Source organism: Micromonospora palomenae (assembly GCF_007829925.1).
Taxonomy (GTDB): Bacteria; Actinomycetota; Actinomycetes; order Mycobacteriales; family Micromonosporaceae; genus Micromonospora; species Micromonospora purpureochromogenes.
The window spans coordinates 36,607-61,874 of record NZ_VIXA01000002.1; the positions used below are offsets into that span (position 1 = coordinate 36,607).

At 66.8% G+C, this 25,268-nt stretch carries 18 protein-coding genes; 8 read left to right on the forward strand and 10 right to left on the reverse strand.

The window, feature by feature from the left end; all coding sequences use genetic code 11:
* Positions 1 to 6: 6 nt before the first annotated feature.
* From FHX75_RS11135 to FHX75_RS11155, 5 genes are all read right to left on the reverse strand, one after another.
* Positions 7 to 1,131 carry a DNA methyltransferase gene (locus FHX75_RS11135; RefSeq protein ID WP_281290808.1) on the reverse strand — a complete coding sequence of 375 codons (1,125 nt, stop codon included), beginning with the start codon at positions 1,129 to 1,131 and terminating at the stop codon, positions 7 to 9.
* Positions 1,131 to 2,486, reverse strand: a complete 1,356-nt coding sequence (locus FHX75_RS11140; protein ID WP_154939109.1) for a DNA double-strand break repair nuclease NurA — start codon at positions 2,484 to 2,486, stop codon at positions 1,131 to 1,133. Before FHX75_RS11140 ends, FHX75_RS11135 begins: the two co-directional genes overlap by 1 nt.
* A complete protein-coding gene (locus FHX75_RS11145; RefSeq protein WP_211364446.1) occupies positions 2,486 to 4,606 on the reverse strand; it encodes a helicase HerA domain-containing protein in 2,121 nt (706 codons plus the stop codon). The genes FHX75_RS11140 and FHX75_RS11145 overlap by 1 nt, the downstream gene beginning before the upstream one ends.
* Before the next feature lie 80 nt (positions 4,607 to 4,686).
* Positions 4,687 to 6,003, reverse strand: coding sequence for a PIN-like domain-containing protein (locus FHX75_RS11150; protein ID WP_154939111.1), 1,317 nt, complete (start codon positions 6,001 to 6,003; stop codon positions 4,687 to 4,689).
* Complete coding sequence (locus FHX75_RS11155; protein WP_154939113.1) at positions 5,996 to 6,433, reverse strand: hypothetical protein; 438 nt, start codon at positions 6,431 to 6,433, stop codon at positions 5,996 to 5,998. Before FHX75_RS11155 ends, FHX75_RS11150 begins: the two co-directional genes overlap by 8 nt.
* A 346-nt stretch (positions 6,434 to 6,779) precedes the next feature.
* Between FHX75_RS11155 and FHX75_RS11160 the strand changes: the two genes are divergently transcribed.
* The 4 genes from FHX75_RS11160 (at position 6,780) to FHX75_RS30710 (ending at position 15,091) form a co-directional block, all read left to right on the forward strand.
* A complete protein-coding gene (locus FHX75_RS11160; RefSeq protein ID WP_154939115.1) occupies positions 6,780 to 9,854 on the forward strand; it encodes a DEAD/DEAH box helicase in 3,075 nt (1,024 codons plus the stop codon).
* Complete coding sequence (locus FHX75_RS11165; protein WP_211364447.1) at positions 9,851 to 10,747, forward strand: phosphorothioated DNA-binding restriction endonuclease; 897 nt, start codon at positions 9,851 to 9,853, stop codon at positions 10,745 to 10,747. Before FHX75_RS11160 ends, FHX75_RS11165 begins: the two co-directional genes overlap by 4 nt.
* 169 nt (positions 10,748 to 10,916) lie before the next feature.
* Positions 10,917 to 12,461 (forward strand): hypothetical protein, encoded by a 1,545-nt coding sequence (locus tag FHX75_RS11170; protein WP_154939117.1) that lies wholly within the window; start codon positions 10,917 to 10,919, stop codon positions 12,459 to 12,461.
* A complete protein-coding gene (locus FHX75_RS30710) occupies positions 12,458 to 15,091 on the forward strand; it encodes a hypothetical protein (protein ID WP_170285353.1) in 2,634 nt (877 codons plus the stop codon). Before FHX75_RS11170 ends, FHX75_RS30710 begins: the two co-directional genes overlap by 4 nt.
* 130 nt (positions 15,092 to 15,221) lie before the next feature.
* On the opposite strand, the gene FHX75_RS11180 is transcribed toward FHX75_RS30710, so the two are convergent.
* Positions 15,222 to 16,481, reverse strand: a complete 1,260-nt coding sequence (locus FHX75_RS11180) for a DNA sulfur modification protein DndB (protein ID WP_154939119.1) — start codon at positions 16,479 to 16,481, stop codon at positions 15,222 to 15,224.
* Positions 16,482 to 17,204: 723 nt separating this feature from the next.
* On the opposite strand from FHX75_RS11180, the gene FHX75_RS11185 reads away from it, so the two are divergent.
* Positions 17,205 to 18,644, forward strand: a complete 1,440-nt coding sequence (locus tag FHX75_RS11185) for a hypothetical protein (protein ID WP_154939121.1) — start codon at positions 17,205 to 17,207, stop codon at positions 18,642 to 18,644.
* A 79-nt stretch (positions 18,645 to 18,723) separates the two neighbouring features.
* Complete coding sequence (locus FHX75_RS11190) at positions 18,724 to 20,259, forward strand: SagB family peptide dehydrogenase (RefSeq protein WP_154939123.1); 1,536 nt, start codon at positions 18,724 to 18,726, stop codon at positions 20,257 to 20,259.
* A 146-nt stretch (positions 20,260 to 20,405) separates the two neighbouring features.
* On the opposite strand, the gene FHX75_RS11195 is transcribed toward FHX75_RS11190, so the two are convergent.
* Together FHX75_RS11195 and FHX75_RS11200 are read right to left on the reverse strand one after the other, a co-directional pair.
* Positions 20,406 to 22,559: an MMPL family transporter gene (locus FHX75_RS11195; RefSeq protein WP_154939125.1), complete on the reverse strand. Its 2,154-nt coding sequence runs from the start codon at positions 22,557 to 22,559 to the stop codon at positions 20,406 to 20,408.
* 259 nt (positions 22,560 to 22,818) lie between these two features.
* A complete protein-coding gene (locus FHX75_RS11200; protein ID WP_170285354.1) occupies positions 22,819 to 23,586 on the reverse strand; it encodes a sterol desaturase family protein in 768 nt (255 codons plus the stop codon).
* 125 nt (positions 23,587 to 23,711) lie between these two features.
* Between FHX75_RS11200 and FHX75_RS11205 the strand changes: the two genes are divergently transcribed.
* Positions 23,712 to 24,065: a nitroreductase/quinone reductase family protein gene (locus FHX75_RS11205; protein WP_154939129.1), complete on the forward strand. Its 354-nt coding sequence runs from the start codon at positions 23,712 to 23,714 to the stop codon at positions 24,063 to 24,065.
* 9 nt (positions 24,066 to 24,074) lie between these two features.
* On the opposite strand, the gene FHX75_RS30715 is transcribed toward FHX75_RS11205, so the two are convergent.
* On the reverse strand, positions 24,075 to 24,230 hold the full coding sequence (locus FHX75_RS30715; protein WP_170285355.1) for a hypothetical protein: 156 nt from the start codon (positions 24,228 to 24,230) through the stop codon (positions 24,075 to 24,077).
* A gap of 30 nt (positions 24,231 to 24,260) precedes the next feature.
* Entirely contained in the window at positions 24,261 to 24,431 is a 171-nt protein-coding gene (locus FHX75_RS30720) for a hypothetical protein (protein ID WP_170285356.1), read from the reverse strand.
* A 131-nt stretch (positions 24,432 to 24,562) separates the two neighbouring features.
* Between FHX75_RS30720 and FHX75_RS11210 the strand changes: the two genes are divergently transcribed.
* Positions 24,563 to 25,192: a hypothetical protein gene (locus FHX75_RS11210; RefSeq protein ID WP_154939131.1), complete on the forward strand. Its 630-nt coding sequence runs from the start codon at positions 24,563 to 24,565 to the stop codon at positions 25,190 to 25,192.
* Positions 25,193 to 25,268 lie beyond the last annotated feature (76 nt).

Genomic DNA, 25,268 nt, shown 5'->3' on the forward strand with positions numbered 1-25,268 from the left:
GAAGACTCAGGAAGGAGTCAGGACTGGAGTCATTATGAGGTCAACCTCGCCAACCTTCGTGCCCGTGTCACCGAAAAGACTCGTTTGGGTCGGCCTGGTATATGGCCGAGCGATCTCCTCTAGTGCATGCGACGGAAATGCCTTCCGGAGTGCATCCCTTGTTGCCGTGAGAGTTGGCTCACCCCTACCCGTCCGCACATAAACAATTCCATCACTCGCAACTGCGGGAGCAATGCCAGTGAAAACCCGGCGCAGAAGTTCACAATACCGCCTCGCGTTCTCAAACTTACCTTGCAGCTCGTGTGATCCTGGAACTCGGTAAGCATTTGGCGGGCCACCAAGAAGCCAGAGGCGTAGCCATTGATCATAGTGGTAGTTAGTCAGTCCGAAGTAGGGCGGCGACGTCAGCAGCAGCGCAGCACCTCGTTTACGCTCCTGCAGATAGCCGGAGATTGCCGAAACCTGAGCCTCTGCGTCGCCCAAAAGTACTTCACTTTCAGCAGTCGCTGGTATACCCCTAGCATATCTCCAGGACACCCGCCTGGTCATGAATTCGAGAGGGTTGATGTCTGGCGGCTCCATGCCCCGCTCTTTCCACCACCTCACGGCGTAGTCGGGTGCCATCGCCTTCGTTTGCCGCATTTGATTGGACAGCGCAGACCCGCTTTTGCCGTGGAGGGACACGAGAAGCAGAGCCATTACAGTCCGGTCAACATCGTTCTGCCGCCAGTCGAGCAGCTCTCGCGCGGCCAGCAAGAATTCTCGTACGCTTTGGGAAAAGCAGAAGTGAAAGAACTCGGGAAGCTCGGAAGCGGCATGCCTTTGCCTCGGGGCAGCCAGCGAGACAGCGCGAAGACGTTCAGAGACGCTTTCGAACGATCCTGGGGTGAGCTTAGCCTTCGCATAGCACCAACCAACGGGATTAATCTCAACGCCGAACGCATTCCGGCCCTGGCAGGCGGCGCTGAAGATTGCCGTACCCCTTCCAGCGAAAGGGTCCAAGACCGTGTCGCCAATTTCTGTGTAGCGGGAAATGACGTCGTCGGCGAACCACGTCGGGAACATCGCATAGTATGGCCCAACGCCCTCCCAGCGACGTACGGCATTCGCATAGTCGCGTTGACGGAGCACTACTTCCCATCCTTCATAAGGGCGGCGGCTAGTTGCTTGAGAACCTTCTCTCCCAAATGCAAAGGGATAGCCGCATGAGCGTGAGCAGAAACAATAGGGGTGACGGCATTCTCAAACCGAGACGAAACAAGTTTGTCCAGAAGTCCGCAAATAACAGGGATCTGCGGATATAGGGACAACTCAGACGACAACAAGCTATCCTGCTCATCATCGAGAAACGGGATGTTGGCTACAATGCGAGACCCGTTTTTAGTCTTATAAAAAAACTTGCGACCAAAGTAAGTGTCCGCGCCGTATCGCTTCTCGCTAGCGGAATAAATTATGCGCTGCTTGATATAGTCATCGTTTGGCATGAAGAAAGATCGATCTTCGAACAATGGCTCGTCCCGGCCGTGCACGATATCTATGTCGGAAAAGTGATCGACAAATGTTCCGCTCTTCTCAATACCGATTATTGTTAGGTCTCTACCCGTCAGCTTCCTAGCCTCAGCATTTAGCCGCTTAAGTTCGGTGCTGATAGCAGCGCTCAACCAGGCGGGATGCCCGAACACCGCCAGAGGCCCGTCAATGAAGAAAGCTATCTTCTGCGCCTGCTCTAGCATTCCTCGAATTTCGAGGCAGCGCAAGAGATGTACAAGTAACAGTTGCTCCCAAACCTGCATCGTCTCGCCCAGCGCCTGACCGTTGGAGGAGTCGTCCCTGAAGCCTTCGTGAATCCGCAGCGCGTCGGTGGAAAATATGGCCCGACGCTTGGAGCAGGGACATTCGGTCAAGCCAGCCGGGACAGAAAGCCTTATTTCGCAACCGTCATACGAGTACGGGCATCTCTGCTGCTTCTCCCGCGGCTTATATCGCAGCAGCTCCTCGTATGTCTCGATCAAACGAGCATGGTCGTCGTCATCCACAACGGCGTTGTGTATTAAGTCGTATAGCTCGGCCCTAAAGGAGTCGCGGGCTGATATATGTTCCCGGGTGACCACGTTGCTCCCAGGAAGGGCGGCCGGACGAGTCGCAGCCTCTTCAGTTGTCCGAAATTTGACCGGATCGACGGGCCGGTACTCGTCAAGGGCATCCACAAGCTTGAGGTTGAGCAAGACACTGGCAACAGTGATATAGCCGACCCTTGCGCCTGGGTATCCATTTGCCACGTTCACCTCGGCATTGCTGCCGTCTATCGCAAGGACCAGATCAGGCAGTGGAGAATCAGCTACCGGAAGAACTTGGGGTCTTGGAAGTTTACCGCCCTCGCTCTCCGACAACGCTCGCTTCGCTCGCTTCAGCAGAGCTTTGACCTGATCAGAATCTGCGATCCGTTGCAGCGGCAGGTACGCGGCAAATTCGCCCTCATACGGCATCAGGACGGACTCCGGTCGCTCGAGTCAATCGTAAACCTGTCAACTTGAATCGGAACAACGTACGGATTCGACAGTGTCTTTAGGCGGATAAAGCCGGGGTCTTGAGCCCTCAGAATGCTCGCCTCGAAGTCCGCAAAGTCGTAAAACTTCCGTAACTCTTTGGTCTCGTCGGTATTGTTCAGGTGACCAATAAACCAATTCGCCGTGTTTCGAAGGATGTTCCGTTGGATCGAACTTACCTCCTGTGTGGCATACACAAGGCCGATCCTGTACTTGCCGCCCTCTTTCGCGGTCCGTACCCATACATCTGCAAAATCAGTCTCGTTAGACGAGGGAAGCACGTTATGCGCCTCCTCTACAAACACAAGGATCTCAGGGGGGGTTTTCCCGTTACGAAACTCGTCTTGGTTCCTCGCAAAGATCCGCCACATGATCCTGTCTGCCGACGTCTTGTTGATCAGCGGGTTACCACTTGATTGGTCGACGATGACTAGGCGACCGTTTGTCAAGTGATCGTAAATATCATCGGCGTAATCGGTATCTGTGGTGTCGGTATGCTGCTCTGCAACTCGCCCGATCTGCTTGGACCCATTTGGATAAAAAAACATCTCCAGAATCTTCTTCAGGTCATCATCGGCCCACGATCCCGAAGAACTCTTCTTGATATATTCGCGATCGAAGTCGCCGTACGCTGAGCCACCATCAAGAATGTAGGTTCGCAAGATCGTGAACGCCTGGATCAACTCTGACCATGTGGGAGCGCTCTTAGAAAGGATCGTTGCGCATGCCTCATACTGCTTCGGATCCTTACCCCCCGATTGGCGAAGGGCACCAATGAAGTCCTGACCGAACAACGGAGTCGGTCCGTGCCTGAGTGTTGGGCGGATACGGGCAGGCACCTCGAAACCCGCCTTAACCAAGAGTGCTCGGTAGCACAGAACCCGCCGGTGATAGCGGATTGCCGCTGACCCGGAGTCGCTGCCTGGCGGCGAGAGGGCCACGTCCCGGAAATTCGCGATGAACTTTGTTGAATCCCCCGCCAGAGCTGAATCGATTATCTGCTTGCCAACCTGCAAGTTGTCGGTTTCGTAAAAGTTCAGAAGCATTAGCTTCCGATTCGGATCGTTTGGGTGCGGGAGGATGCCGTACGTAACAACGTCCCTCCTCAGAGAGTCTTGTGCATTAATAGGCCCAAGGGCCCAAACATTCTTTATTGCAGTGGGGTTCTTCTTGTTCCCCGCATCTTGCGTATTCTCGTTCGCATACTCACCGTCGGGATCGAAAACGATTTGCCCGATCCGCAGCGGCGTAGCAGCCCAGCGAAGCGCGAAGATAGATCGCAGAACGATCTTCGTCGTGTTCGACTTTCCCATGCGGGTCATACCAAAAAGAGCGGTCTTTTGGGCAAGTAGGTCCGTGGGAGTGATCGATACATTTACGGAACTGATCTGCTGGAACCGGCGATTCGTAGACGCGTACCTTACCTTCCCCACTGGGACCTGGGGTCCTTCACCGCCTTCATGACGGCGAGGGTCACGATAATTGACGATTCTCCCCAGTGTCTCAGATCGAGGCTTGAAGACCTTTAGTCCTCGATTCGGATAGTAGTTGCTAAGATCAGCACCGAAGGTCAGGGCCAGGCTGCCCTCTACCTCATCGACGTGGAACGTGCCCAGGACTCGAGACTTAACACCTGCGTAGCTCAACAGATGATTGGTTGCTGGGTCCATGACGTCTTTGTGATCCCAGCTCTTCGCTCTCTCACCGGCGACCCGTTGGGCAGTTTCTACCCGGACTCGCAAGGCCTCCTGTGCATTCGGAAGATTAGCGTGGTCTAACACTCGCAATAGAATGACAGAGGAATCCTCATCCCAGACATCGATCGACTGTCCCTCGATAAGGCGTGTTGCTAACAGAAACGATAACGCAGGTATCCCGCCCACCTGTCGACGGTGATGGTCGTGAATTTGGACGAGCGCTTCGTTGTAGCCGAGCGAATAGACCTCTCCTACGTACGCCTCGAAGTCGATCAGGTCCAGTAGCATGCCCCCTATCAGATCACTGGACTCCTCGGGCTTGTCTGGCGAGATCTGGTCCTTGATCGACTTAATGATTCCCACTTGATCACCCCGAACGTCTGCTGCCGTCTAAGATTGGGACATTTCCTGAGACACGCCGATCTTGCCCATAATCGAACTCCTTATCCCGAACCCCCTAATGTGTTGATTCTCTGCCGAAGCGCATCCGCTCGCGTCTTGAGGGCCTCCGCTCTCGAGACAATCGCCTTAGCGTATGATCGAGGATCAGCCAGGTCGGCAAGGTAGTTCGGATCTGATTCGAGCTCCGCTACCCGCGTCTCGAGCTGCTCCTGCTCTCTTGTTATTTGTTCTAGCTGGTATCGGAGCCGCGTCAACTCTGGTTTTTCGCTTGAAGGGAAGGCTGCCCATAACTTGTGAGCCTGTTCGACCGGCCCGAGGGGCGAAGTGAAGTTGAAGTTCTCATTTAAGGGGCTGCCTTTGCTGGCTTGCGAGACTCGCTCAACCTCGTCGTAAGTCTCCTCCTGCATTGGCGCGCCCAAAATGTCATGTGCGCCTCGAAGAAACGCTCTCGGCGTCAGAATGAGAATCTCGGCCTTTGCCCGGGTCGACATCTCGTGATCGAGCGCTGGCCAAGGGCGTATCGCCTTGCCGTTCTCATCCTGCTCATACCAATCGCCCTTTGTGTCTCCAGACACGAAGATCAGGCGGCGAGGCGCGGGCAGCGTGTTGGCAAACTCGATGATTTGTTCCCAGATTATGTAATCGCCCGCTGCCGCCAAGGCTGTTCCCTTCTTGGCGTCAGCAAACCCTGGAGGAATTCGATTGGGATATCGGTAGTTGACTGCTGTTTCCACCCATTCACGCACAACGCTCTCTGGTGGGGCGTCACCAATTTCGTCGCCAAACAGGGCCCCGATTCGCGGAAGGAGTGGATCGTTGCCGACGACGCTTCGCGGACTAATAGCTTCTGCGGCACGCAGCGCCTTCAAGCTATTGGCAAGGACAGTTTGCCAATCCCCTAATGCACCGCCTATCACGTCATCGGCTATAGACTCACCCAATGAATCGGCAACAGCGTCGTCTTGTGTCATGTCTCGGATTAGTTCGACGACGTCGTCGCGCGCTTCCCCAATCAGTCTGATGGCCGATCGGAATTTTGCGTCGAGGGCCTTGCCCGCCGAGCTTAGGGCCGTTAGGCGCCCCTGAACCGCCTTGGCTCTATTCCGCGAGAACTCCAGACCGACCTGGTGCGGCAGCCAAAGTCGTTTTCTTCGGCTGAAGAGTTCGAACGCTGCAAGGACCTGCTCGCGCCCGTCCTTGGTATATCGGTAGAGGTCAAGCAGGACATTTGCGTCCGGAATTACTCTCGATTGCTCAAAGAAGTGGCGGGTAGTGCTGGGAGGGGCGTCATTGTGGCTTGGGGCCAGCCAAGACCGGTAACGGGTCCAAAGGGTTGGGTCTGGCTGTCCGTCATCCATGCAGACTCCATACACGGGTGGGGCTACCCACGGCGTAGAGCGTGACGGTGGCCCACTTGGCGGCTGCGCCGATTAGGATGGCCGTGCCGCCGAGGTCGGCGGCCTTGGCGGCGACGCCCGCCTTCCCACGGACGTTGACTCGGTCCCAGGGCTGGGACTCGGTGCCGGAGAAACGGCCAACGCACGGCTCGGGCGCCATCTGCGCCAGCCGGTCGATGAGGTCGTCGACCTGCTGGTTGGTCTGCGAGCCGATGATCAGCGGCTCGGCGGCGGTGGCCAGCTCGATGGCGGGGCGCACCACTAGCCTGGACTTGCCGGCTCCGGGCGGCGAGTCGACCTGTACGCGTCGGTGGTGGCCACGGTCGGGCAGCACTGAGGTGATCACCCGTTCCGCTTGGGCCGCCGGCGGTACCTCCAGCCCAGCAAGCATCGCCCCTCACCTCCCCACAAGGTGTGTCGGGCAGATTACCGGCAGAGCTCCTGCCAGCGGGACCCCCGAATATTCACCCTTCAGCCCGTCCCACATCGCCTCTCTACACTGTCAACAACCTACGAAGTTGTCGTTGCACAAGGGCAACTATCTGTCAAGGCGACGGGCTTTCCCCAGGTCACAAGGTAGGTCATGGAGAACTTGCTCCACCAGGCCTCGCCGACAGCGAATGAAGGACGGACAACTACCGCGACGATGTAGGGGAGATCTGTCGTGGACCCGACAGCAGGATTTTTGCTCCGCGGCGGGACAGCGCCTCAGCCCCTTGGCCGGCTAGGTTGCGCAGGTGACGGATCTTGAGCCGGGCATCTACGACCACCTGATCACTCGCGAGCTCGCCGAGCGGCTCCAGCAAGCCGATCCCGCCCGGGTCCAGCACAACAAGCTCGATCCAGCCGACACCCACGACGTACTCGCCCGGCACATCGCGGCGCTGGCTCGCCGGGCGCTGCTCGCGGTACCCGGTGGTGACAACAAGCTCGCTCGCCAGGTCGAGCTGGCCAACCGCATCGCCGAAAGCATCGCCCAGGCCGAGCCTCGTGCCGTCGGCGCCCACGACCAAGTCGCCGACGCGCAGCATCTGCTGCACGCCATCGCCGCCCCGCCCACTCCGCCCGCCGCACCCACCTTCCCGGTACGCCCCACTACCCCGCTCTCCACCGGCGCCCTGCTGGTTAACGGTCGCCACCAGCCACGCATCGGCCACGAGGTCACCCACGAGATGGCCTCCGCCGACGAGGTCGACCTGCTCTGCGCGTTCATCAAGTGGCACGGCCTGCGCATCGTCGAGCCCGCGATCCGCGACCTGATCGCCCGCGGCGGCCGGCTGCGGGTCATCACCACGACGTACCTCGGCGCGACCGACCAGCGGGCCCTGGACCGGCTCGCGGAGCTGGGTGCCGACATCAAGGTCTCGTACGAGACCAGAACCACCCGGCTGCACGCCAAGGCGTGGCTGTTCCGCCGCAACAACGGCACCACCGCTGCGTACGTCGGTTCATCGAACCTGTCGAAGGCCGCGCTGGTCGACGGCGTGGAATGGAACGTGCGGGTCTCGAACCTGGAGCAGCCGCACGTCATCGACACCTTCGAGGCGACGTTCACCGACTACTGGAACGACTCGGCCTTCGAGGCGTACGACCCGGCGAAGGACGCTGAGCGGCTGCGCATCGCGCTGCGCGGTGAGCGCCCTGACGAGGCGCCGACCGAGATAGCCAACCTCGACGTGCGGCCGTTCCCGTATCAGCAGGAGATTCTCGACGACCTGGACGCCGAGCGGATGGTGCACGGCCGCTGGCGGAACTTGGTGGTGATGGCGACCGGTACCGGCAAGACCGTGGTGGCGGCGTTGGACTACCGGCGGCTTCGCAAGGCCGCCCAGGTCGACTCGCTGCTCTTCGTCGCCCATCAGGAGCAGATCCTGCGGCAGAGCCGCTCGGTGTTCCGGCAGGTGATGGGGGACGGCAGCTTCGGCGAGACCCTCGTCGGCGGCGATAGGCCGAAGGACTGGAAGTACGTCTTCGCCTCGATCCAGTCGCTGTACCGGCAGGAGATCGACCCCGAGGCGTACGACATGGTGATCGTCGACGAGTTCCACCACGCCGAAGCGCCGACGTACGCCCGACTGCTGGAGCGGCTGCGGCCGCGCGTACTGCTGGGGCTGACCGCGACCCCCGACCGGAGCGACGGCGGCGACGTGCGCCGGTGGTTCGACGGCCGCGCCGCCGTGGAGCTGCACCTGTGGGAGGCGTTGGAGCGGCAACTGCTGGCGCCGTTCCAGTATTTCGGGCTGCACGACGACGTCGACCTGTCGCAGCTGCGCTGGAAGCGCGGGCAGGGGTACGACCCGGCCGAGCTGGACGGCGTCTACACCGGCAACCACGCCCGGGCCCGGATGATCCTGCGGGCGGTAGGCGACACCGCCGACGTGGGGCGGATGCGGGCGCTCGGCTTCTGCGTGAGCATCGGGCACGCCGAGTTCATGGCGGACTGGTTCACCAAGGCGGGGGTACCGTCGGCGGCGGTGACCTCGCGGGTTGACGCCGCCGGCCGACAGGCCCTGCTGACGGCGTTCCGGAACCGTGAGCTGCGGGTCCTGTTCACCGTCGACCTGTTCAACGAGGGCGTCGACCTGCCGATGGTCGACACGATCCTGATGCTGCGGCCCACCGAGAGCGCCACGATCTTCCTGCAGCAGCTCGGCCGCGGCCTGCGCCTGGACGACGACAAGCCCTGCCTGACCGTGCTCGACTTCATCGGCGGCCAGAACGCCAACTTCCGCTTCGACCTGCGCTGGCGGGCGCTGACCGGGGTCAGCCGGCGGGCCGTCGAGGCGGCCGTCCGGGACGACTTCCCGTCGCTGCCGAGCGGCTGCCACGTCGAGCTGGACCGGGTGGCGAAGGAGGTCGTGCTCGCCAACCTGAAGTCGGCCCTGCCGAACTCGAAGAACGGCCTGGTGGCCGAGCTGCGGCAGCTCGGGGACGTGAGCCTGGCCGAGTTCCTGCGCGAGACCGGCCTGGAGATCGAGGACGTCTACCGGTCGGCGAGCATCGGCGGGTGGGGCGGGCTGCGCCGTCTCGCGGGCATCGACAGCTCGGCCGCCGGCCCGGACGACCGCGAGCTCGGCCGGGCCATCGGGCGGATGCTGCACATCGACGACGTTGACCGGCTCGACCTGCTGGCCCGGGTCGCCGGCGGCGAACACCCCGGCGGCGGCCGGCTGCTGGACATGCTGCACTTCAGCCTCTGGGGGCCGTCGGTGCCGCTGACCGAGCGCGATGCCCGGCTGAAGCGGCTCTGGGCGGAGCCAGCGCGATGCACGGAGCTGCGCCAGGTCGCCGAGGTGCTGCGAGACCGCATCCACCGGGTCACGGTGGAGCCGGAGCCGGCGCGGGTGCCGCTGCGGGTGCACGCGCGCTACAGCCGCAATGAGGCGTGCGCGGCCTTCGGAATGACGAACCCGGGATCCCTGCGCGAAGGCGTGAAGTGGCTGCCGGACGAGCAGGCCGACCTCTTCTTCGTCACCCTGGTCAAGTCCGAGGAGCACTACTCCCCCACGACGATGTACGCCGACCGGGCCATCACCGACAGCCTGTTCCAGTGGGAGTCGCAGAGCACCACGTCGTCGGCGTCGGCGACCGGGCAGCGCTACATCAACCACATTGAACGCGGCTCGACCATCCACCTGTTTGTGCGGGAGACGCGGCTCCCCGACCGGGACCTCGGCGCACCGGCGTACCTCTACGCCGGGCCGATGACGTACCGGTCGCACAGCGGCGACCGGCCGATGCGCATCGTGTGGGAGCTGGCGCATTCGCTCCCGGCCGACATCTACGCCGCAGCCCGGGCGATCGCGGCGTGACCTCGGACCCCAGAGTCCTCGACCGGCTCTTGTCCCTGCGCCTGCACCAGCAAAGTGGTCGACGTGCGCCACACAAGCCGCTGCTGGTGCTGTTGGCGCTCGGTCGACTCATCAGCAAAGGTTCCAGTGCGCTGCAGTGGTCCGAGGCGCGGAAGCGGTTGAGTGACCTAATTGCCGAGTTTGGTCCCGACTCGAAGACGGGCCGGGCACAGAGCGCCGCCTACCCGTTCACCCGGCTGCGCAGCGATGGCGTCTGGACGCTGAACCGGGACGTGCCCATGGATCTCGTCGGGCCACTGACCGCGGACGACGTCGTGGGCCAGTTCGATGTCTCCATCGAGGCGGCACTTCACAAGGACCGCAACGCGCTCCGGTCAGTCGCGCGTGCCCTGGTCGAGAGCCAGTTCCCGGCCACCATCGCTCCCGACGTCCTCACCGCGGCCGGATTGGACCCCGACGAAATCCTTTACGCGCCTGGCCAGGTGGCGGCTCCTCCGCGCCGGCGAGATCCCGCCTGGCGGGCCGCAGTCCTTCGTGCCTGGGACCGGCAATGCGCCTTCTGCGGATACGACGGCCAACTCGGCAACGCCTCGGTAGGAGTGGAAGCGGCGCACGTGCGCTGGTGGGCCTTCGACGGTCCGGACAGCCTCGACAACGGCCTAGCGCTTTGCGTTCTACACCACAAGCTTTTCGACTTCGGCGCGCTGGGGCTCGACGCGACGTCACACATCCACGTTTCGACCGCCTTCACTGCACGCACCGAGCTCGGGAGAGCGGTGTATAACCTCCACGGACGGGTCCTGCGGCCACGCCCGGGCACCCTGATTCCAGCCGTCGAGCATGTCCTTTGGCACCGCCGTGAAGTGTTCAAGGGGAAACCGCTCGCCGCATAGTGGCCGAGCCAGATGGTGACGAGCTTCAGTTGCGGCAGAATCGGACGCCCGCTGTTCCTCGGATGGCCACCAATGGGCTCGTTTCGTCACGTCCTGCCGCCCCGAGTGGTTCCCGATCAACCTCGATGGGGCATTCCCCGCGCACTTCCATTGAGCCAGGATGGTCGCCATGACGACCGCGCCGATCGACGCGACCGGACCCGCCGCCTCACGATCGCTCGTCGAGGGACCGGACTGGTGCGAGCCGGGTCTGCTTGCCCGCGCCGGCCGGTACCCGCTCGCCGTGGAGGCGCCGGTGATGGCCGCCGTCGACATGCTCGTCCCAGGCGTTTCGACGGTGACCCGCTACGCCCGCTACTACAGCCTCTACTGGGCCCTCTCCGCCCACGCCGAGGATGCCGGCTTGGACCGCGACGCCTGCCGGCGGCTGATCCGCCGGGCGGAGGTCGGCATGGCGCGGATCTCCCAGGCGTACGACGAGTCCGACCACTCGCTCGGCCTGGCGCACGGGGTGGAAGCACTGGCGCGGCTCGGCCCCGACGCGGGTGCCGAATTCTCGGTGGCCGACGCCACCGGCTCCCGCTCATACTCGCCGCGCGCTTGGGGCTTCTGGTCGCAGTACAACGGACCCAGCGGGGCGCTCGGTACGGCGACGATGGACGGCGGGGCGCTGCGCCCCGGCCGGCACCCCTGCCCACCTCAGATCACCGAGATGTACGCCCCGCTGATCGCCGCGGCCGAACGTGGCGCAGGCCTCTCCCTCCCGTCGGCGGCGCTCGGCCGGCTGAGCCTCCAGCAGGACGAGGACACGCCTGACCTCGAGCCGCTGGGCAGCGTGTTCAGCGCGACCGTCGACGGCCGGCACGACCCGGAGGCGTGGACCGGCGACGACCGGACCAGACGCGCGACGCTACGCATTCTGGCCCGGTCCTGGCAGCTCAATCCCGATGCGGACACCTGGCTGGCCGCATTCGCGGCCGGCGTGGCCTACGGATCGGCGGCCCGCGAGGACCCGCTGCTCGCTGGCGAGGAACGCACGGCCGCATGGCGGGGTGTGGTGCTCCGGCACCACTCCGTCGGCGCGTGGCGGCACCTCTGGGCAGCGCTGGTCAACGAGGTCCGCGACGCGGAGAACGCCTCCCGGGGCCACCTGCACGATTGGATTGCCGGGCAGCTGCCCGGCGGTAACGTTGCCGATTTCGAGGCCGGCCTACCCCCGGTCGTCGACGGACAGGGCGATCCAATGCCGGCCGAGGAAGCACTACTCGGTGACGATGCTGGCGTGGTCACTGACGTGGCGTTGTTGCTGCTGGGAGCCCGCCGACTCGACTCGCTGACCGGCCTCACCCTGCGCACCTTCAAGGGGCGGCGGCCCACCTACCTCGACCCCACCTGGGTGGCGCAGCTGCGGCGGGAGTTCGCCCAGCGCCCCATCGCCGAGTTGGGCCGACGGCTCGTTGACGACATGCTCGCGCAGTCGCGGCGGGTGGCGCTGCGCAAGGTGGCGTTCAACCCGGACGGCACCATCTCGCTGTTCAGTCGGCTGCATGAGCGCAACGGGGTGTACTTCGCCGACTCCTCAGAGGGCAGCGGCAACATCGGCCTACGCGTCCACCAGCTCGCCGAGATCGCGGTACAGGTCGGTCTGCTCACGCCCGAACGGGAAGAACCGGTGACCCCGTGGGGGCGGCAACTGCTGGAGGTGCCGGCATGAGCGATGTGTCCCGGTCCTTCCGCTCACCCCTGACCCTGCTGGAGCAGTGGCGCGACCGGGCCGACGGCGCCCGGCTGCGCGAGGTGGTCATCACCGGCTACACGGTCGACCTCGGGTTCCTGGAGAAGTTCGCCATCCCGACGGCGCGGGCGCTCGGCGCGCGAATCACCGTGCTCGGCGACGCCGGGCAGGCCGTGCACGACCCGGTGGACGTGCGGCGGGCCGGGGTGGCCTACCAGCATGGCCACGCGGTCTGCCCGCGCGCATTCCACCCGAAGCTGGTCGTGCTGCTCGGCGACGACGACGTCTGGCTGGCGGTCGGATCGGGCAACCCGACGCTGTCAGGCTGGGGCTACAACCGCGAGCTGTGGGTGACCGCCCGCGGCACCCGGCAGTACGGGCCCCAGCTCATTGCGGACGTGGCGGACTGGCTGCACGACCTGCCCGGTGTGGTCGGGATGGCGAGTTGGATCGCGGCGACGCTGCGGCAGGTGGCGGACCAGATGCAGCCGGCCAGGGTCGACGATCGCTGGTCGCCGGTACGCGCCTACGGCAACCTGCGTCTACCGCTGCTGGAACGGCTGCCTGCCGATCCCATCGACGAGCTGCGCCTTGCCGCCCCGTTCTATGACCCGCCCGCCCGCGCGGTGAGCGCCCTGGTCAACCGGACCAAACCACGCTCGGTGCGCGTGGCCGTGCAGCCCTCGATCGCCATGTTCGACGGCGCCGCACTGGTCCGGGCCACCGAGTCGACCGTTGATCAGGAGTTCCGGCTGCTGGGTCCGGGACCGGCCCGGCACGGCAAGCTAATCGAGTGGGACACCACCGACGGCACGACCGCCGGAATGACCGGCAGCGCGAACGTCACCACGTCCGCGCTGCTGCTCAGCACCGTGCAGGGTGGCAACTGCGAGCTGGCCGTCATCGCGCCGCACACCGATTCTCTGTTTCCAGAGGGCGACCCGCAGCCGGATACGACGTTCCGGCAGCTGGCGTCTGCTCCGCCCACGGCGACCGATCCCGTCGGTGCCGCGCCGGTGCTCCTCGGCTGCGCGCTGAGCGACGGCACGCTCGTCGTTGAGCTGGCCGCTCCGGCGGCGCAGCGGGTGGTCGTGGAGACCTCGCCGTCGGCGGTGCCCGGCAGCTGGCTCGCCGTGGGCGCCGTGCCCGTCGGGCAGCAGACCGCACGCTTCGTGGTCCCGGAGCTCATCGGGGGCGCGGTCCGCGCGGTCGTCGAGATCGACGGTGTGCGCCGGGAGTCGGCTGCGGTCTTCATCACCGACGCGTCCCGCTGCCGGCCCCGCCGGGACGCCTCCGACGAGCCACGGCTGTCCCGGTCGTACGAGCCTGACGAACTCTTCACCGATCCGCTGATCGCTCAGCGTTTTACCGCGGACCTGGCTCGACTGGTGGAACTGGCCGGAGCGACCGGCGGGTCCGTGCCCGCATCCTCGACCTCGACAGTGAGCAGCGAGGTCGCACCGGGTGACCGGTGGGCGGACTACCTCGAAGACTGCGACCGGCTGCTCGGGCCGGGGCTGTCCGGGCTCATCTTCCCGCGCACGTCGGCCACGAATCAGGCCACGGCAGCAGGCTGGTCCATCGACGACACCGACGAGGGCGAGCTCACCGAGGACGAGGACGAGGGTGTGCTCGACGGCCTGGTGGAGGAGCCGGATACCGCCTCGGCCAGGTCCGTGCCCGACATCCGTCCAGACGAGCGCGTCCGGTACCGCCGGTTCGCGGCCCGCTGGGTCGCCTCGGTGACCGAGCCGGCGGTGGAGGACGACTGGTCGACCCTGCCGCCGGTGCATCTGCGGATGACGGTCACCGCGCTGTACCTGACGCTACTCGCGGCCGGGGTGTGGCAGGAGGACGAGGACTGGCGTACCGACCTCCGGTGGCTGGTCTGGGCGCTAATCCCCGACGACGCCATGCTCGATGAGCTGCCGCCCGAGGCCTTCGACCACCTCTACTCTCTGCTAGCGGTCGCCATGGCGACGCTCCGGCAGGGCGCGCACCTCCGGGGCGGACGAGAGGCGGACGTGCTCGCCACCGATGCCTGGCGGGACGCGTCCGAGTGGGTCGCGGAGGCCGACGCCGAACTGGCCGAGCAGCAACTCCTCCCCGCCAGCCAGCCCTTCGCCCGCGTCATCAGCGCCCGGGAGCTCTGGGACACCATCGTGCTGGCCCAGGAGACCAGGCAGGATCCCTACGCCGAGGCCCGGGCGGCGCTCACGGAAGCCGGTTTAGCCGTCCGTCTCGACGAGGGCGCCTGGTGGGTAGAGGGAGAGTTCGGTAACCCGTACCGGGCGGCAGCTCGAGTGGCGACGGAACTCGGGCGGACAACCGGCCGCATCGTCGCGGTGGCCCGTAACCCGCGGTGCACCGTACTCATCGCGCGCGTCGATCGGACGATGGTGCTGGTCGACTCGCGGATGGCCGTCTGGCGGCTCTATCAGCTGTCCGGTACCAGGACGCCGCTCTCGATGACCGCCGAGTGCCCCGGACCGCCACCGGGCGCTCGCACCACCCCACTCACATCGCCTCCGGCCGAGGTGCGGGGTCTGAGCGAACAGGTAGGCGTTGACCTGGCGGTGCTGGCGAGGCGGATCAGAAGTAGCCGGTGAGCCATCGCGGGCTAGGGGGCGATGGAACTGAGCTGCGAAGGACCGGCCTCGCGACTGGCAGTTACGAGGCCGGCCCTTGGTCGCAGTTCTCGTCATCAGCGCGAGCTGCAACGAAGCTCAACCACCCGGCTCAGACGCCGGCGCTGGTCACCAGAGGCTCCATGCCTGGGAGAGCACTGTCGGCGAGGTCGGCGCCCGGCAGACCGATAGCCGCCATAACCTTCTTCGCAGCGAGACGACCGGGTGCCCGCGTGGTGCTGATCTTGTCGCCCGTGATGATGGTGCCGTGCCAAATGTCGGCGTTACGGCGCCAGTCGATCTTCGTAGCCAGGTCGATATAGCGCGCAGTACGCCACTCCGGATCCTGATTCTTCTCAATCTCATAGGCGACATGACCGATGATGACCAACCCGGTGGCCGTCATGTTGATGTAGTGCTTACGGAAGTCAACGACCTGGTTGGCCGGGCCGCCCGACGTCGGTAGCGCGGCGATAGCCTTCCAAGGGGTCATGTGTTCGGTCAAGACGGCCATCATCGACAGCGTCCGCTCAACGAAGGCATCTTGGCTCGCTGCAGAACCGATGACCTGGTTGGTGCGGGCGGGGATACTCGCCTCGCTCAGAGCGTAGTCACGGAAGAGCAGCTCCTTGACCATCCCCCGGACCTGGTTGAGCAGGAAGATTGCTGGCGACAGCTGCGACAGGCTCTTGGAAGTCTCGTCGATGCGTCCCCGGAACAGGGTCGATCCATCCACGATCTTCGTGAGCACCCGGTTCAACGGCTCCCGGGTGTTGAACGCCGCCAACAGGCTGGCAGGGATTTGCTTCGTTTGGGCCGCGTCAGCGAAATCCTGATGGATCCGCGCGAGATCCGGTTCGACGACGATGACCACCGAGACGCTGTCACTCATGAACTTGGAGTCGGTTTCCGTCAGCGCTTCGCTGCGCTTCGTGATCGCGGCGAGGCGATGCTGTCCGTCGGTCACAGAGAACTTGGTCTCGTCCCCGATGACGACGAATCCGGCGGTCATGGCGAAGTTTCCACGCGGGATGTGGATGGCAGGCACCGAGCGCACGTTGAGGGTGACGGGCGGGAGTATGTAGTTGTGCTCGTTGTCAGCGAGGTACTTGCTGATGGCGCGGACATGCCCAGGGTCCATCGGACGATTCGTCGCCATCCGGGGGTTGCCGCCCTTGGTGGCCGGCTCAGCCACCACATGCTTGACGAGAAACGCGTTCGAGAAGGCCGTCGTCAGCATGAGGCGCCCACCCTGCTGAAAGACGACACAGGTGAAGACTCGGCCACCGGCGGCCGAGGCGGCCTCACTGGCGGCAAGCTGCGCGGCAGTCAGCGAGTCATGCTGGGTGAGCCCCAGCTCAGCGAAGAACATCGAGTATTACCCCGTCCTCTATGGATTCGAAGCATGAACGTAGCCGCAGCTCCGTACTACGTCAATAGGTCCACGTAGTACGGAGAAAGGAGTTGCGGGTGACGAAGGTAGTACCTGCGTCGCATGCGCCAGGCACTCCGGCACCGCATCGACCGGGCCTCTGCGGCGCCACGCGGGTCCGACACACCGGCGTCACCAGCTCATCGACGAGTGGCCGCGCGCGGACCTGAGGGCATGGTGGTCGGCGGCGATCACCGCGCGTTCCGCGGTGTTGGCGTCGTATCGGTCCTTCCCTCACGTGGTCATCCGCCCGTCGCCGAGCGCGACGCCCGGCTGAAGCGGCTCTGGGCGGAGTCGCGCGCTGCGCCGAACTGCGGCAGGTCGCCGAGGTGCTGCAGGACCGGATCCACCCGGGTTACCCCGGCCCGAGCCGGGCCCGCAGCGCGTCGCCGGTCTCCAGTCGAGGACGTACTGGCTGTTTACGGCCCTTGATCACGTGACGCCCGAGAGCGTCGTGCGCCGCTCGGCATCGGCTTCCCCGAGCAGATCACCGGGTTACGGACCGATCAAGGTCTGATCGATGGTCGATTCGCGGAAATACGCAAGGTTCGTGGAGAAGACCCGGTAGATCCCGTTTCCCACTAAGGTGAGGACTGCTCGGACAATCCCCACCCTCCTCGCTGGGCGCGGCCTGGCGTGACTCGTCGAGCGAGGTGCGCATCCGTGACATCCCGGTCCGGCGCACGCCCCCTGGTCGCGGTGTGCGTGATCTTCGCCGCCGCGTCGCTGCTCGCGGTGCCGGCCAGTCTCGACCTCGGCTGGGACGAGGTCGTCTATGTGAGCCAGCACGGCAACCATGCGCCTCCGGCGTTCATGAGCGCACCGCGCGCCCGGGGGGTGACTCTGCTGGTGTGGCCCGTGGCGTCCTGGCTCGATTCCACCGTCGTCCTCCGGCTGTTCCTCACCGTCACCGCGGCGGCGTCGCTCGGGCTGGCGTTCTGGGTGTGGTCGCGGGTGTCCCGGCGGCCCGGCACCACCGCGATCGCCGCCGGGTTGTACGCGAGCCTCTGGACCGCCCTGTTCTACGCGAACGCCGCAATGCCCAACCACTACACGGCGATGGCGGCGGTGGCAGCGGTCGGGTGTTTCCTGCTGGCCGTGGCCGAGCCGGCCCGGCCCGGGGCGTACCTCGGGGTCGTCGCCGCCCTCGCGGTGGCCGCCCTGATGCGTCCGGCCGACGCCTTCTGGCTCGGGTTCCCGCTGCTCGCCGCCACCGTCGCGGTGCCCGCGTTCCGGCGGTGGCGGCTGACCGCGGCAGTGGTCGCAGGCCTCGTGCTCGGCGGCGCACCATGGGTGGTCGAGGCTGAGCTGCGCTACGGCGGGCTCCTGGAGCGCATCCGTCAGGCCGGTCACGTGCAGGGCGGCACGACGCTGCAGTTCTCCCTCGGGCACGTGATCAGCACCCTGGACGGGCCGATCCTGTGCCGCCCGTGCGGCAGCCCCGTGCGGTGGCCGGCGGTGCTGTGGTGGCTGGCGCTGGCGGTGCTGGTGCCACTGGCTGTCCGGGCGGCCCATCGGGCGGGCGTGGCACGGACGGCATGGCTGCCACTCGTGGTCGCCGCCGCCTTGGCCTTCCCCTACCTGTTCCTGATCGGATACTCCGCACCCCGGTTCCTGCTGCCGACCTACGCCGTGGCTCTGGTCGGCGCCATTCCGGGGCTCGCCGCATTGTTCTCCACGGCCGTCGGTCAGCGGCGGCGGGTCGTCGCCGCCGTGGTGGCGTTGGGCTTCGCCGGTCACCTCGCCATCCAGGCCGGCATCCTGCACCACGTCGTGGCGGAGCAGGTCCGCAGCCGCGGCGACTGGACCCGCCTCGTCCAGACCCTGCGATCGCACGGGGTGCGACCGCCGTGCGTGATCTCCGGCCACGAGGCCATCCCGATCGCCTACTACGCGGGATGCCAGGCGCTGGAAGACCGGGGATACAACCGCAACGCGAGCACCGCGCAGCTGCGGCAGGCCGCGGCGACCGGACGCTTCGCCCTGCTGGTCAAGAACTCCGCCCCGCCCGGCTGGGCCAGGGACTGGCACCGGATTCCGGTGCCGAACCTCACCACCTCCGGCTGGGAGGTGTACCTGCCGCCGGCGGCAGCACCGAACTGAGACGGCTGCGCGGCGGGTGGGGCGCCCGGCACCGCGCTCGTTCGGGCGTACGCCGGGCGCCGGCGGGTATGTGCGGCGGATGCGCACCGGCGAGGTGACCCGGCTCTACCACCACCAGACGAACCAGTGTCGCGACGGCCGGCCGCCGGGCATCCCGGGGTTCGTCCCGGTGGACCCGAGCAACCGTCCCCAGCCCTTCAAACGCCACCTCGGGGCGCCGGTGCATCCCCTCCCCCGCGACCTGCCGCCGACCGGGGCGCCGGCCGCGGTGACCCTGTCCGGACGGGTACCGCCGAGCGACCCGACCATCGACGGCGAACTCCTCGCCCGGCTGCTGTTCTACTCGGCCGGCGTCACCCGAACCGCCGGAGACGACCTCTGGTTCCGGGCCGCCCCCTCCGCCGGCAATCTCCACCCCCTTGAGATGTACGCGGTGGTCGGCGAGGTGGCCGGGCTCGACGCCGGGCTGTACCACTTCGCGCCGGAGGTGTTCGGCCTGGAGGCACTCGCGGCCGGGGACCACCGCCCGGCGCTGGCCGACGCCACCGCCGACCCGGACGTCGCGGCCAGCCCGCTCGCCCTCGTCGTCACCGGCCTCCCGTGGCGCACCGCATGGAAGTACGCCGAACGGGGCTGGCGGCACGTCTACTGGGACGCCGGGACGATGCTGGCGAATCTGCTCGCCGTCGCCGAAGGCCACGGGCTACCCGTGCGGGTACGGCTGGGCTTCGTCGACGCCGCCGTGTCTCGCCTGCTCGGCGTCGACGGCGTGACGGAGTTCCCGGTGGCGGTGATCACCTGCGGCCGACCCACCGCGAGCGCCGCCGCCGAACCGGTCGAGCTACCTCCGCCGCAGTTCCCACCGACGCCGCTCTCCCCCGCGCCGGTCGACTTCCCGCTGGTCATCCGGGTGCAGCAGGCCGGTGAGCTCACCACGGGCGACGACGTGACCGGCTGGCGAGCGTCCGCCGTCGCGGGCCTGCCCCGCGCCACCGACACCGTGGATGCACCGGTTGCGGCCGGCAGCGAGCCGATCGAGTCGGTCATCCTGCGCCGCGGCTCCACCCGGCGCATGCGCCGCCAGGTCGCCCCCGCCGAGCTGCTGCACTGGGCGATGGCCGCGGCGACCCGCACGGTCCCCGCCGACGCGATCCCGACCGGGACCACCCTGCTCTCCCACGAGGTCGCGGTCCACGCGGTGCACGGCACGGAGCCGGGCCTGTACCAGCAGGTCGACGGCCGGCCGCAGCTGCGCCGGCCGGCGCCGGAACCCGAGGTACGAACGTTGAGCCAGGCGCTCTGCCTCGACCAGCCGCTCGGCGGCGACTCGGCGTACACCGGCTTCGCCTGCGCCGATCTCGACCAGGTGCTCGACGGGTACGGCGAGCGCGGCTACCGGGTCGCCCAGTTCGAGGCGGGGGTGGCCGCCGGCCGCCTGCAACTGGCCGCCTTCACCCTCGGCCACGGCGGCACCGGCCTGACGTTCTGCGACCAGGACGTCTCGGATGCGTTTGACACTCGTGCGGCCTGCATGCTCGCCATCGCCATCGGGCTACCCGCCTACCGGCCGAAGCCGGGCGGCCCGCCCGGCCGGCCCCGGCGGCTCACCCGCTGACGGATCCCGCCCCGGTGCCGGGTGAACGCCGGCAGCACGGACGGCCCGCCGGCGACCGCCTCGACCACCTGGAAGCCGGTACGCGTCGAGGATGCGCGTCAGCCCGTCCCGGAAAAAGGGCGAGGCCTCCGCGGTGACAACTCGCGCTACGCCTTCGCCACGCTCGCCGGCTCCGGCGGCGCGTGCCGCCCGCTGGCCGGCCGCTCGTCACCGTGCCCCGGCCACCACGCCTTGTGCCCGATCAGCGCGGTCAGCGCCGGGACGAAGAACATCGACATGACGAACGCCGACAGCACGATGCCGATCGCCACCGCAAACCCCATCTGCTGCAGGAACGAGATCGGCGCGAGCATCAGCACCCCGAACGTCCCGGCAAGGATCAGCCCCGCCGCCGCGACCGTCGGCCCGGCGTGTTCGACCCCGATGGCGGCCGCCTCGTGCGGCTCGTTGCCCTCCCGCGCCTCCTCCCGCAGTCGGGCGATCATCAGGATGTTGTAGTCGGTCCCGATCGCCACCACGAAGAGATAGAGGATGATCGGCAGCTGGAAGGTGATCCCGGGCTTGTCCTGCAGCCCTTGGAAGAGGTAGACCGTCGCGCCCAGCGTGGCGGCGAAGTTGAGCAGCACCGCGATCACGAGGTAGATCGGCGCGACCAGGCTGCGCAGCAGCAGCGCGAGGATGAGCGCGATCAGGCCGGCCGCCACCGGCAGGATCACCGACAGGTCACGGTTGTTCGCCGAGTTGATGTCCGCGAAGATTGCGGTGGGTCCGCCGACCACCGCCCGGGTGCCGGGCGGGGCTGCCGCGTGCAGGGCGTCGCGCAGGTCGTCGCGGACGAGCGTGATCGCCTCGTTGGAGACCGGGTTCTCGTCGAGCAACAGGTTGACCCGGGCGACACTCGGGTCGTTGCTGCGCTCCGGGGGCTGCGCCCGGCCCACTCCCGGGGCGCCGGCCGCGGCCGCCGCGAATTCGCTGACCTGTTGCTCGGTCAGCGGCGACCCGTTGTCGGTGGTCAGGTAGACCTCGGTCGGGGCGAGCGCACCGGCGGCGAACCCGCGCTGCAGGTCTGCGGCGGCTTTCGCCGACTCGGTGTCCTGGGGGAAGCCGGAGCTGAAGTCGTAGTCGGCCTTGTAGGCCAGGGATCCGGCGGCGAGCGCGACCAGCAGGGCGCCGGATGCCGCCGCGACGAGCGCCGGACGGCGACCGATGGCGGTCCCGAGGCGACGCGCCATGGTGGCCTTGGGGGCCCGCTGCCACGCCTTGGACGGCCAGAAGACGTACCGGCCGAGCAGCGAGACGACCGCCGGGATGAGCGTGAGCGAGGTGACCAGCATGACGCCGACGGCGATCGCGAGCGCCGGGCCGAGGGAGCCGAAGAAGCCCAGGGAAGCGAGGAGCAGCACGAGGAACGCGACGATGACCGCTCCCGCGGCCGACGTGATGACCTCGCCGACCCGCTCGACGGAGACCATCATCGCGCTGCGCTTGTCGTCTCCGGCACGCAGCCGCTCGCGATAGCGGAAGAGCAGGAACAGGATGTAGTCGGTGCCGATGCCGTACAGCACGATCAGCAGCACCGTCTGCAGATCCTGACTGACGTTGAGGTCGAACGCCTTACCCGCTGCGGCGACAAGTCCGCTGGTGACGGCCATGACAACGCCGATGACCACCACGGGCAGCAGCGCGGCGATGGGGCTGCGGAAGATGATCAGGATCAGTCCGATGATCAGGATGATCGTCGCGATGCCGACCACGGCGAAGGCCTGGTTGAAGGTGTCCTCGTTGTCGACGAAGCTCGCTACGTCGCCGGCCACGCCGGCGGTCAGCCCGCTGCCCGCCAGTTCCGGACCGATGGCCGCCCGCAGATCGCGTACGGCGTCGAGCAGCGCCGGGTCGTCCGGGGCGACCGCATCCAGCCCGACGTTCACCACCTGCACCGACTTGTCCGGCGCCACCGCCTGCGGGCCGGTCAGGTAGCCGGAGGTGTGCGAGATGTTCTTCGCCTTGAGCGACTGGGCGAGCTGGCCCACCTTCGCCTCGTCGGCCGGCGTGAGCGGCTGCCCGTCGGCGCGCTTGACCACGATGGTCGCCGTCGCCGTGGCCTGCTGCGGAAACGTCCTTTTGGCAAGTTCGATGGCCTGCACGGACTCGTACGAGCGGGGCAGGAAGCTGCCCTGATCGGCGGAGGTGATGTCGCTCAGCGACGGCGTGGTGACGACGATGGCGACTGCCGCGAGCACCCAGCCGGCAATCACCCACCAGGCCCTGCGTACCACGAATCTGCCCAGCCGCTCGAACATGGTTTTCCCCCGTTTGTTCGGCACCACCGACATCTGAGGCGTCGGGCGCCGCTGGGCGCCCGCCCGTCACTACGCTGGGTAGCCCTCGCTACCCCGTGTGCATCCTACCGACGGCAGGCAATCCTTTTCGGACGCGCGAAGACGCGGGGCGTGTCAGCCCGTAGCTGGTCGATACCCGTACACCGGCTCTTTCCTGCCGGCCCGGTCCGGACGCCGGCCGGCCTTGCCGCGCACCAAGGCAGGAGAAGACGGAACCGGATCAGGCAACCAGGGCGTACGGCTCGGGCTCGGGCGACAGGCGGCGCTGGTCGTAGTCGGGGGCGAGCGTGCCGAAGAGCCGGTCCCAGATCGACGTGTAGAAGCCGAGGTTGACCGCCGGCTCGACGTGGTGCCCCGCGTGCAGCGTCGGGGTGGCGACCCAGCGGAACACCGGGCTGCGCCGGGCCGCCGGCGGGAGCACCTCCACGCCGAGGTGGCCGAAGATCCCGAAGACGAGGTTCACCGTGGTGTAGGCGACGATCGCCCAGAACGAGAACGCGTGTGCGGCGAGCGCCGCCAGCCAGAGCCCGCCGAAGCCGAGGATCTCCAGCGGGTGCAGCGCGTACAGCGTGGCGGGCTGGGCGTCGACGAAGCGGTGGTGCAGCGCGTGGGCGAGCGGAAAGATCCGGGGCCGGTGCGCGACCGCGTGGCCGGCGTACATCAGCAGGTCCATCAGCAAAAGCAGCAGGACGAAATCGGCCAAGGCGCGGAGGCCCAGGTCCGCGTTCAGATGGATGATCCCGGCCTTCCACAGCGCCCAGCCGGCGATGGTGACCACGGAGTTCATCAGGATCGCCCCACCGGCGAGCCACACCTGCAGCCGGCTGATCCGGCCGGGGTCCGGCAGCAGCCGGACAACCGTCGGCAGCCGCAGCATGGCGTTGCCGGCGCCGACGGCGACCAGAAAGAGGATCACGTTCTCGAGCAGAGCGAGCCCGACCACCTGGCCGACATCGAGTCGCCACGCCCAGTCGAGCACACCATCCACGTCCGTCAGTATGGGCCCGTCACAGCGGCTCCGGGCCGACGTGATTTGCGGATCGCGCAACAGGCCAGCGCGAACGTCCATAGCCTGGCAGGTGGGAGCACTTCGAGGAGTTGCCGGAGGACACCGTGACCAAGGCCGTCAGGGAAGCGCTTGAGGGCGTCAGCGAGATCGAGCTGACCGTGACCGGCCGCAAGACCGGGCGGCAGATCACCCACCCCGTCTGGTTCGTCCAGGAGGAGGAGAGCGCCTTCCTGGTCCCGATCACCGGCTCGGACAGCGACTGGTACAAGAACGTACAGCAGACACCGTTCGTGCAGCTGGCCGTCAACGGGACGGCGGTGAGCTCGACCGCGACCCCGATCACCGAACCGGACCGGGTCGATCACGTGGTGAAGATGTTCCGCGAGAAGTACGGCTCGGACCAGGTGGACAAGAGCTACCCGAAGCGCGACGTCGCCGTTCAGGTCTCCCTCACGTAGCCCGTCGGATCAGCCGGTGATCGTCAGGGCGACCGGCATGCCCTGCTGGACCTCCAGGACCGCCCGCTCCCCCAGCGGTCGCACCAGCTCGACGGTGGCGGTCCGCCGCGCTCCGATGTCCCCGCACGCCTCGCCGTCGGCGTGGGGATGCGCGCTGACGATCACGACGACAGCGTCGTCCTGGCACCAGGCTCTTCACGGGCGGGTCGCGCGCCGGCGGAGGACCACGCGGCCGGCGCGCTGCCGCAGCTTCCGCGCCGCCTGGCTCAGCTCGAACGCGATCCGGGCGGCCTCGTACGCCTCGGCGGCGCCCGGTTCCGCCACCCGGCGCTCGCGCAGGTCGTCCCACTCGGCCCGATCATCCATCACTGGTTCCCCTTGACCATGGTCAATCGCTCTGTGAGCCATCGCTCCGGAGCCCAACGACGGTCGACGCACCGGGTGGCGGGGCGGTTCGTCGCGTCCTGTTCCTCCGCGGTGATCGATCGACTTCTACGATGCACGTCGTGCGCGATGATGGTGAGTTCCCCGCAGGCCAGGAGAGTTCGGGTCGGCGGTGGCTGGGCCGTACCCGGCTGGTCCTGGTCCTGTGTGGCGCGGTCGTCGCCGTCGTGGCCGCCACCGCGGGTGTCCGGTGGTTCGTCGGCGAACCCGATCCGGCCGCGGGTGGGAAGCAGTCGGTCGGCTACGGATGCCCCGTGTTCGGCTTGGACCCGGGCCCTCCCCAGGAGTGCGGGCCACCCGCGGCCCTGGACCCGCGCCGCGCACGGGTGACCGAGGGGCAGCGGACGGCGGTCCGGGACAGGGCCAAGGCCATTCGCCTCGCCGCGTCGCACGCCGGCTGGTGCATGACCGGCAGTCAGCCGGAATGTGCCCGTCGGCCGGCGTCACACGCACCGACGCAGGACGATGTCGACGCGGCTCGGCTGTGGCTGAGCCGGACGGAGACCTCGGCGAGCACGGCACGGCTGGCTCGTCCGGGCGATCCAGGTCAGGTGGGCGCGCTGCTCTATGCGGCTCGCCTCGATGACGTCTGCGTCGTCGGCTACCTCGAGCAGGTGCCGGGCGGTGCGGGCGGCGAGGAGATCGTCGGCCTCCTGCCAGATGGGACCTGCCTGCCTGACTGACGAGTCGACCATCCCCACCGGTGCAGGCGGACACCCGACCGGGCCGGCTCCGACAGCCGCCGCCGTGAGCCGGGCG